Source organism: Streptomyces sp. NPDC057654, from assembly GCF_042800135.1.
Classification (GTDB): domain Bacteria; phylum Actinomycetota; class Actinomycetes; order Streptomycetales; family Streptomycetaceae; genus Streptomyces.
In genome coordinates this window covers 1-1,911 of record NZ_JBHVHQ010001217.1, presented here as the reverse complement: position 1 = coordinate 1,911, position 1,911 = coordinate 1, and the positions used below count along the sequence as shown (strand labels likewise).

The window sequence follows — 1,911 nt, the reverse complement described above, 5'->3', positions numbered from 1 at the left end:
CGCCGAAGGCGACCGGCGCACGAGGACGAACCGAACTGCCCGTCGTACCGGCCGGGAACAGGCTCTGGGGAACCCCCGCGCCCAGCGCGCGCGACCTGCGGCCCGCACCGCCCCGGCAACTGCGCATCGCTCTGGTGCGCCACCACGACCTATGCCTGAATACCCGTCAGATCAGCCATGTGCAGCGGCGCGCCGGGGTCCTCCCGCACCTGGGCCTCGGCTACATCCAGACCGCGCTGAAGAAGGCGGGCTTCAACAACACCGTCCAGATCGACACCCCCGCCATGGGCCTGGACGGCGACGGCCTGCGCCGCACGCTCGCCGACTTCGCACCGGACCTCGTGGGCGTCACCACCACCACGCCCGGCCTGCCCGGCGCCCTGGAGGCGTGCCGGGCCGCCAAGAGCACCGGGGCGAAGGTCATCCTCGGCGGCCCCCACACCGAGGTCTACGCCGCCGAGAACCTCTGCCACGACTCCATCGACTACATCGGCGTGGGCGAGGGCATGACCATCATGCCGCGCCTGGCCGAGGCCCTGGAGCACAAGGAGGAGCCCGACGGCGGCGTCCCCGGCCTCATCACCCGCGACGCGCACGGCGGCCCCGCCCCGATGATCAACCTGGAGGACGCGGGCTGGCCGTCCCGCGAGGACCTGCCCATGGACCGGTTCCACTCCATCATGGCCCCGCGCCCCTTCGCGACGATGATCTCCAGCCGCGGCTGCCCGTTCAAGTGCAGCTTCTGCTTCAAGCAGGCCGTCGACAAGCGGTCGATGTACCGCAGCCCCGAGGACGTGGTCGGCGAGATGACCTATCTGCGCGACCGGTTCGGCGTCAAGGAGATCATGTTCTACGACGACGTCTTCACCCTGCACCGGGGCCGCGTCTTCGAGATCTGCGAACGCGTCCGCGAGACCGGCCTCAAGGTGCGCTGGGAGGCGCCCACCCGCGTCGACCTCGTCCCCGACAAGCTGCTCACCGCGATGGCCGGGGCCGGCTGCGTACGGCTGCGCTTCGGCATCGAGCACGGCGACCCGGACATCCTGCGCCGGATGCGCAAGGAGAGCGACCTGGAGAAGATCACCACCGCCGTCACCTCCGCCCACCGCGCGGGCATCAACGGCTTCGGCTACTTCATCGTCGGCTGGCTCGGCGAGAGCCTCGCACAGTACCGCCGCACCCTCGACCTCGCCTGCCGGCTGCCGCTCGACTACGCCAGCTTCTACACCGCGACCCCGCTGCCCGGCACCCCGCTGCACACCGAGTGCGTCGAGGCCGGAGCCATCCCCGCCGACTACTGGGACCGTTTCGTCCAGGGCCGGTTCGACAGCCGCATCGGCTACCTCGTGCCGGACGCGGAGGCACGGGCCCGCGCCGCGTACCGCGCCTTCTTCCTGCGCCCCAAGATGGCCGGACCCCTGATCGGCCACATGCTGCGCACCGGCCAGTGGCGCAACACCCTCACGGGCCTCGCCGGGCTGGCCCGCTCCGACTCCAACACCCTGCGCGACTTCTGATGACGCCCCCGACCCGCCCCACCGCCGACCGCGCACCCGCCCGTACGGACACGGGACCGGCCGCCAACGCCCGCGAACCCGCCCTGATGGCCCGCGTCAGACGCCGCGTCGCCGCGGGTTACCGGCCCGCGGGCACCTGGGACACCCCTGTCGAACACCTGCTGCCCGCGCGGGAGACGAACGAAGATTCCCTGGTCACCACGCTCGGCGGCCCCGACGCGCTGCGCGGCGGCCTCGCCCTGCTCATGCCGACCCAGACCGCCCGCGGCACGGCCGACGAACAACGCGCCTCCGTCACCCGGTTCCTCGACTGCGCGCGGCGCCTCGCCGACGCCCGCCCCGGCACGCCCCTCGCCCTCCTCATCGGCATGCAGTGGCGGCCCGGCGACGAGGA

1 protein-coding gene and 1 pseudogene are annotated in these 1,911 nt (G+C 72.5%); both read left to right on the top strand.

Annotated elements, in window-relative coordinates; translation table 11 throughout:
- Positions 1-35: 35 nt before the first annotated feature.
- The gene (locus ACFU99_RS42160) at positions 36-1,517 is read left to right on the top strand and encodes a B12-binding domain-containing radical SAM protein (protein ID WP_384403692.1); all 1,482 of its coding nucleotides are present in this window, start codon (positions 36-38) and stop codon (positions 1,515-1,517) included.
- A pseudogene (locus ACFU99_RS42155) lies at positions 1,517-1,911 on the top strand (hypothetical protein); the annotation flags it as partial. The gene ACFU99_RS42160 and the pseudogene ACFU99_RS42155, both read left to right, overlap by 1 nt.